The sequence below is a fragment of the Bradyrhizobium sp. Unk1 genome, assembly GCF_059512345.1.
This window is the reverse complement of record NZ_JCAMOP010000108.1, coordinates 1-6,375: the sequence shown is the minus strand read 5'-3', so window position 1 is coordinate 6,375 and position 6,375 is coordinate 1. Positions and strand designations below refer to the sequence as shown.

Annotated in this window: 8 protein-coding genes and 1 pseudogene; 3 read left to right on the top strand and 6 right to left on the bottom strand. The window is 61.0% G+C overall.

All coding sequences use genetic code 11. The features are described from left to right. From AC5ZFO_RS46785 to AC5ZFO_RS46770, 4 genes and pseudogenes are all read right to left on the bottom strand, one after another. Positions 1-295 (bottom strand): annotated as a pseudogene (locus AC5ZFO_RS46785) (hypothetical protein); the annotation flags it as partial. A 225-nt stretch (positions 296-520) separates the two neighbouring features. Further along, positions 521-886: a nuclear transport factor 2 family protein gene (locus tag AC5ZFO_RS46780; RefSeq protein ID WP_496124108.1), complete on the bottom strand. Its 366-nt coding sequence runs from the start codon at positions 884-886 to the stop codon at positions 521-523. Between the two features lie 41 nt (positions 887-927). After that, complete coding sequence (locus AC5ZFO_RS46775; RefSeq protein ID WP_496124107.1) at positions 928-1,158, bottom strand: SDR family oxidoreductase; 231 nt, start codon at positions 1,156-1,158, stop codon at positions 928-930. 60 nt (positions 1,159-1,218) lie between these two features. Then, complete coding sequence (locus AC5ZFO_RS46770) at positions 1,219-1,956, bottom strand: SDR family oxidoreductase (protein WP_496124106.1); 738 nt, start codon at positions 1,954-1,956, stop codon at positions 1,219-1,221. 104 nt (positions 1,957-2,060) lie between these two features. Here AC5ZFO_RS46770 and AC5ZFO_RS46765 point away from each other — a divergent pair, with 104 nt between their 5' ends. Further along, positions 2,061-2,963 (top strand): LysR family transcriptional regulator, encoded by a 903-nt coding sequence (locus AC5ZFO_RS46765; RefSeq protein ID WP_496124105.1) that lies wholly within the window; start codon positions 2,061-2,063, stop codon positions 2,961-2,963. Between the two features lie 272 nt (positions 2,964-3,235). Continuing rightward, positions 3,236-3,523, top strand: coding sequence for a site-specific integrase (locus AC5ZFO_RS46760; protein ID WP_496124104.1), 288 nt, complete (start codon positions 3,236-3,238; stop codon positions 3,521-3,523). A 381-nt stretch (positions 3,524-3,904) separates the two neighbouring features. Here the strand turns inward: AC5ZFO_RS46760 and AC5ZFO_RS46755 are convergent, their stop codons facing one another. Together AC5ZFO_RS46755 and soxC are read right to left on the bottom strand one after the other, a co-directional pair. After that, on the bottom strand, positions 3,905-4,441 hold the full coding sequence (locus AC5ZFO_RS46755) for a c-type cytochrome (protein WP_496124103.1): 537 nt from the start codon (positions 4,439-4,441) through the stop codon (positions 3,905-3,907). Continuing rightward, entirely contained in the window at positions 4,428-5,690 is a 1,263-nt protein-coding gene (gene soxC / locus AC5ZFO_RS46750) for a sulfite dehydrogenase (protein ID WP_496124102.1), read from the bottom strand. Before soxC ends, AC5ZFO_RS46755 begins: the two co-directional genes overlap by 14 nt. Before the next feature lie 360 nt (positions 5,691-6,050). Here soxC and AC5ZFO_RS46745 point away from each other — a divergent pair. Beyond that, the coding region (locus tag AC5ZFO_RS46745) for a transposase (protein ID WP_496124101.1) at positions 6,051-6,375 on the top strand (325 nt) is incomplete at its 3' end.

Genomic DNA, 6,375 nt, shown 5'->3' with positions numbered 1-6,375 from the left:
GGGTGGATCCTTCCTCCACTGGTAATACGCGCCGTCGGGGCGCACCGTAGGGCTTCACATAGGCCGGAGGCATCAATTGCACCGTATGCCCCAACGCCCGCAGCTCGCGGGACCAATAATGGGATGACGCGCAAGCCTCGATTCCCACCAGGCACGGCGGCAACTTCTCAAAGAAGGACAGCACGAAACAGCGCTTGAGGTGACGGCGTATGACCACCTGGCCGGCTGCATCGACGCCATGCACTTGAAAGACCGACTTCGCGATATCCAGACCAATCGTTGAAATTGACTGCATAGGCTGCTCCTCCGAATCGTGGGAGCTTCAAGCGGCGCCCACTCCTTGGCACTCTCGTGCCCGTGGAGGAGCCGTCCACAGCATCAGAAGCGGACATGCGTTCTGAATCAATGACGGCGCCAACTTAAGCGGCTTCACTGTTCGCAATGTTCCTATGGAAGGCGATGGCGGCCTGCAACACGGGCCCGTGGCTGTTCGCACTTCGCGACAGAAATTCGCGAGCACTCATTGTCGATCAAGAAGCACCCAGAGCCGGGCAATCCTGCCGCCGGTGAACTCTGCAGCGTCAGCCCCGGTGACCGCTACCGGACCGCCGTCCGGTCCAGCATGCCAGCGCAACAAGCCAAAACCGTGATGACCGAGCGCGACGCCGTCGGGCTTAAAGGAAAAAGTCGGTCCAAACTGGTCGAGCAGCTTGCCCGCAACGGCGCTAATCGCCTCCCTGCCGACTACCACCCCTTCAGGCTCGAACATAACCGGATCATCGACGTAGAGTTCTGCCAGCGCGTGCGCTCGATGATCCGGATTTCTTTCGTTGAAGACGCGATGGAGGTTGGATCGGAGCAGGAGATCATAATTGATATCTGACATGGTCTGGTTTCCTGGTTCTTTGGGATGCTCTGACGTCCAATTTAGGCCGATAAGCCGCCATCAATGGCGAGCGTCGCGCCTGTGATGAAGCCTGCTTCGGGCCCGACCAGGAACGCAACGGCTGCGGCCACTTCTTCGGGCTTGCCGTAGCGCTTGAGAGCGAAGTGGGCCTTGAGCATGTCAGCCCCAGGCCCTTCGGTTGGCGCCATGCCGGTGTCGATCGGACCGGGCTCAATTACGTTGGCGCGGATGCCGCGGGAGCCGCCGGTCACCGAAGCCTTCTTGTATGCTAACGAACGTACCAAGTTGTGCTCTGGGTCGCGGTGGCGGGATCAGACGAGGCGCGAGCCGCCGTCGATGTTTAGAGTGGCCCCGTTCATGAAGCCGTTAGCCATCAGGAAAACGACCGCCGCGCCCGCTTCATCCGGGGTGCCTAAGCGATGGAGCGGCAGCGTCTGCCGAAGCTGGGCGACATAGGAATCGCGTCCGTCGCCCAACGCTTTTCCGAGCAACGGCGTGTCGATCGGACCGGGCGAGAGCGTGTTTACCCGACGCGGAGCGAGCTCCAGCGCCAGGCCGCGCGCCAGCGACTCCATCGCCGACGAGGCTGCGGCGAGCACGGCAGTACCGTAGCCGTTGGGGCGGTCGCTGAGTGCGCCTGAGATAAAGGTAATCGAAGCGTCGGGAGCGAGGCGTTCGTCCAAGGCCCGCAGGACGTGGACGGCGGCCCAGACGCGCTCGTCGAAAGCTCGATGCAGTCGAAGGAGATCGGCTTCGAGCACCTTGCCCACTGCGAAGCTGCCGGCCAATAGCACCAGATGATCAACGTGTGCCACACCCCTGAGCGCCACCTCGATCGTCTCGGGCCGGGTCACGTCCGCACTCAGTCCACCGGTTAAACCGTGTTCGGCCGCGACCTGGGCCGCGCGCGCTGGGTCCGATCCGAGCACGGTCACCTCGGCGCCGGCCGCTTTGGCCTGGATCGCGGCCGAGAGACCGATGCCGGACGTACCGCCGACGATCAGGACCTTTTGACCCTCGATCTGGCTGGATGGGAATTGGTTTGTCATCGGTCGAACTCCTTTAAGGCACACGCTAGGGCGCTCAGGGGTTCGATTTACGGGCGTGGGACGGGATTGATAATTGCTCTCGGCTTCGCTTTACTGATGCCGTGGTGGCACAAATCGGTTTGGAAAGGCTGACGGGGCTGATCGCGTTCGCGCGGGCCGCTTCGCTTGGCAGCTATACGGCGGCGGCGCGGGCGCTCGGGGTGTCACCGTCGGCGGTGAGCAAGAGCGTTCAGCGGCTCGAGCAGCAGTTCGGCCTTTCGCTCTTCAACCGGACGACCCGATCACTCACGCTGACGCCGGAGGGACGCGACCTCCACGAGCGTGCAATGCGCCTGCTGCGGGAGGCGGAGGAGATCGAGCAAGCGGCGCTGGCGACCCGCGCCGAGCCGAAAGGCACAATCCGGATCGCGGCGCCTTTGCCGATTGGTGTCCACGTACTGGGACCTGCGCTACCACGCTTTTGCGAGCAGTATCCACAATTGCTGATCGACCTAAGGCTCGCAGATCGGTTCGTCGACGTCGCCGAAGAAGGTATAGACGTGGCTATCCGCGTTGGTGATCTGGCAGATACCCGTCTTCTCTCGAAAAAACTGGGACCGCACCGACTTTGCGCCTATGCGGCTCCATCATATCTGGAGAAGTTCGGGACACCCCAGCATCCGGACGAACTGTCTGGTCATAGATGCGTCAACTTTCGCTTCCAGAGCTCGGGTCAATCGCTGCGATGGCCCTTCCTTATCGGTAGGGACATCGTGGAGTTCGTTCCTGATGCGGCGATCACGGTGGACACCAGTGATGGCGTGTCGGCGGTGCTGATCGCAGGCGGTGGCATCGGCATCTCGGCGACCTACATAGCCGCTCCGCATGTCGCGCGGGGTGAATTGGTGCCCATACTTGAGGACTATGCGCTAGACCGTTCGTCGGTAACGGCCGTCTGGCCCGAAAGCCGGCGTCACAGCCCGAACGTGAAGGCAGTTCTCCGTTTCCTTACCGAACTTTGGCGATGATATTGGCGCACCAAGTCAGATCATCGCACCCGAACTTTTCAGCGCCAACTGCTCGCACACGAAAGGCTTAGGGCTTCTGAGGGCCTGTTAGCCACTAGCCTCCGAGCATGTCGCTGACAACAAATCACCGCGCAAGTCCGCTATGGGTCCAAAACCGCCACCTGATCGGCTGGATCGAGCCTGAGCCACGTCTCGAACGAATTGAAAGCCGACGTTCTTTCAGGGGTTTACCGGCTCCAATATGGCGCACCTCACTAACTGAGGAGGCCATCATGCCTGACATCTCAAGCGTTACCAAAGTGGTTGCGAAGCGCAACCCCTGGAATAAGGGGAAGATCGTCGGAGCGAAGCCGCCACTCCGGCCCAAGCACGTGTGGTCCATTCGAACGAAGCTTCAAGTCGAGGGGCGCGTTCGGGACCTTGCTCTCTTCAATCTCGCCATCGACAGTAAGCTCCGCGGCGGCGACGTTGTGACGCTTAAAGTCGGTGATATCGCCCCTAGGGGCTACGCGGCCGACCGCACAACCGTTCGGCAGAAGAAGACCGGCCGGCCGGTCTAGTTCGAACTCACCGAGGCGACGCGGGAAGCCGTCGATGAATATCTGAAGGCGACCACCAAGAGGCCGGGTGACTATCTTCACGAGCCGGCGTGGGTTCAACGTCAGCTTGACGACACGGCAGTATGCGCGGCTCCTTGCTGGGTGGATCGCCAGCGTCGGCTTAGACCTCCAAAGAGCGGACATCTAGCGGACATGCTGGGTCGACCGCTTGGGCCACAAACGGACTCATGCGCCGCAGCAAAAGCACGCGGGCTGCAATGCCTCACTTGATCACCTCGGCTGCGGCAGCGAGATCTGCGCGCAGAATCCCACGACATCGAAGGCGGCATACGTCGTCATGGGGGACCGCCGCAGGTGCATTGAAGGAACTACTTTGATCACCTACTTCGGCTTTGCCGGGACGAATGTCACAAAGCCATCCCGATTCGGCATACGTACCTTCGGCAGCGTCTGGGCATTCATCGTCTCGTTCTCTCCGATGATGCCGTTGAGCTGCAGGATATAGGCGGCCACTGCGTAGAGTTCGTCATTGGTCAGCGTTTTCGATTCGTTGTAAGGCATTGCCCGCCGAACGTAATCGAAAATTGTTGTGGCATAGGGCCAGAAGCTTCCGACCGTCTTCATGGCAGGTTTGTCTCCGACAAGCGACCCGATCCCGCCCACCAGTGCATCGTTCGGTTTGCCCGCTCCCTTTTCGCCGTGACAGGCGAGGCATTTCGACGCGTACACGGCCTCACCCTGCTTTGGTGTCCCGCTGCCGGGCGGCAGACCGGCGCCGTCAGGACTTATGCTGATGTCCCACGGGGCGACTTCCTCGGGAGTTATGATCTTCCCGAGGTTCGGGCTGTCGGCCAGCGCCGCAGATGAAAATAAGCCAAGTGCGCAAGCGGCAGCCAGGGCAGAGTTATGCGTAAACATGCTTCACCTCTCCCTTCTCGGACACGCCCCACGTCGTGACCGCATTGGAGTGGTAGATCGTCCTGCTTCCACGATCAGCGATCATTTTCTCGCGCGTCGGCTGGACGTAGCCGATGTCGTCGGTCGCGCGGCTTTGCAGGACAGCGGGGCCGCCGTTCCAGCGCCACGCCATGCGGAAACGCGTCAACGCCTTCGACAGCACTGGCTCCTGCAGAGCTGCGGGAGCCCAACTCTTGCCGCCATCGGCCGAGATTTCGACCTTGGCGATCTTGCCGTAGCCCGACCAGGCGAGCCCTGTAATCTCGTAGACGCCTGGTTCCTTCATGGTGAGTCCTGGCGACGGACGCGTGATCACCGACTTGCCTTCTTGCGGAAAAACGAATTGGAGCGATTTGCCGTCAGGCATCGTGATCGTGTATTTCGACGTCTCGTCCTTGGTCATTGTTGGGCCTTCGGTCAGCTTGATGCGCCGAAGCCATTTCACGTTCATGTTGCCTTCGAATCCCGGGAGCAGCAGCCGCATGGGATAGCCATTCGCCGGCCGCACGCGCTCGCCGTTCTGGTACAACGCAATCAATGCATCCTGCATGATCTCTGCGAGCCGCAGACTGCGGCTCATGCCGGCGGCGTCGGCACCTTCCGCCAGAATCCACTTCGCTTTCGGGTCGACGCCAGCTTCCTGCAGCAGGGCGGCCAGCTTGACACCCGTCCACTCGGCGCAAGAGACTTGACCCTGCATCTGCTGAACTCCGACTTGCGCGGGCTCTTTCTGATAAAGCAGTTGGCCGTTGCCGCCGCATTCGATGAAGGCGATCCGTGACTCCATTGGATAACGCGTGAGCTCATCGAGCGTGAAGACGAGTGAGCGCTTGACTAGGCCGTGGATGACCAATCTGTGGGCATCGGGATTGATGTTGGGAATTCCGCTGTGGTGGCGTTCGAAATGCAGGCCGTTCGGCGTGATGATCCCATTGAGCAGATGATGAGGTGTTCGCGACGCGCCGGTGCCGGTGGTGCCAGGGGCCGTCGTGAAGGTTCGCACGACATTATTTTCGTATTCAGACGGTTGCCCATAGGGGACGAATGGCGCGCCCGGCGTCTTCATCCAAGATTCAACCGGCAACGGACCGCCCGCTGCCGTGTCCGCGAACGTAATGCCTCCGGTTGCTGCCGCCATTGCGGCGCCGCCCAGGAAAACGCGTCGGTCGAACAATCCGTTTCCGGCGACCACGTCGGCGTCAATCGTCACGCCCTTCGATTTGCGATGTCCCATGATGCTCTCCTCCGAGTGGAGCCAAGCGTCCACGGACGAAGCGCGATGTTACCCACTCACTGCGGGCCGGTATTTTATATCAAATTGGCGAGCCGTCAGGGAGGGGGAAAATCCAACCGCAGCGGCCGATGGCCAAGTCAGGCATTTCTGCAATGGGTCATTCTCGACGATTTCGGCGCGGGTTGTCGCTTCCTTGATGTCCGCTTCAGCCCATAAGCGCAGCAGGGGGGCCGGGAGTGTTGTGGTCGACCAGACCTCCGTGATTCAAACTCCCAAACTGGGGGCTCGAATCATGCGCTATGACTCGCCGATTATGAATGGGTCGCCATCAAGCCGATGCTGCCGAACAAGCCGCGTGGCGTTCCTCGGGTGAACGACCGCCGCGTCCTCAACGAGATTTTCTGGGTCTTGCGCTCCGGAGCACCTTGGCGTGATTTGCCCCAGGCGTTTGGTCCGTACACCACGTGCTACAACCGCTTCGTCCGCTGGCGGCGGGCGGGTGTCTGGGGCCGCATCATACTGAAGAGAATTCGACTTGATCCCAACGAAGATCCGTCAGCTCTGAAGCGCGGAAGCCGTGTCGGTACGGGACGCAAGCTGCGCGTGCTCACGATAGTCGATACCTTCTCCCGCTTCTCGCCGGCGCTGGAGCCACGGTTCA

Bases quoted from the DNA above. Each gene is read 5' to 3' on its own strand.
- AC5ZFO_RS46780 (WP_496124108.1), bottom strand. From the start codon at position 886: ATGTCAGATATCAATTATGATCTCCTGCTCCGATCCAACCTCCATCGC.
- AC5ZFO_RS46770 (WP_496124106.1), bottom strand. From the start codon at position 1,956: ATGACAAACCAATTCCCATCCAGCCAGATCGAGGGTCAAAAGGTCCTG.
- AC5ZFO_RS46760 (WP_496124104.1), top strand. From the start codon at position 3,236: ATGCCTGACATCTCAAGCGTTACCAAAGTGGTTGCGAAGCGCAACCCC.
- AC5ZFO_RS46755 (WP_496124103.1), bottom strand. From the start codon at position 4,441: ATGTTTACGCATAACTCTGCCCTGGCTGCCGCTTGCGCACTTGGCTTA.